1 pseudogene is annotated in these 267 nt (G+C 24.3%); it reads right to left on the reverse strand.

From position 1 onward, the window contains the following. Nucleotides 1-5: 5 nt before the first annotated feature. Nucleotides 6-267 (reverse strand): annotated as a pseudogene (locus tag C1G53_RS12975) (DUF2971 domain-containing protein); the annotation flags it as partial.

Consider the following 267-nt stretch of genomic DNA (forward strand, 5'->3'; position numbering starts at 1 on the left):
CTAATTTAAGGCTTTATATTTACAGTACTATCAAATAAAGGAATATGGAATTTATTATCCTCTAAAAATTTTGATACTTTCAACTTATCTTCAGCAGAGCATCTTTTACCAAACGTAATTGTCATATTACTGAATATAGTCGGATTTAAATCTAAATCAAAGTATTCTTTAGGTTTAACAGAAATAAAACTATTAATTATTTCAGTCAAATCTCCTTTATTTGCATTCATTAATTCCAAAACTAAATCTATTGGTAATGGAAAAATT

Origin of the sequence: Streptococcus suis (assembly GCF_002960445.1) — a bacterium.
Classification (GTDB): domain Bacteria; phylum Bacillota; class Bacilli; order Lactobacillales; family Streptococcaceae; genus Streptococcus; species Streptococcus hyiners.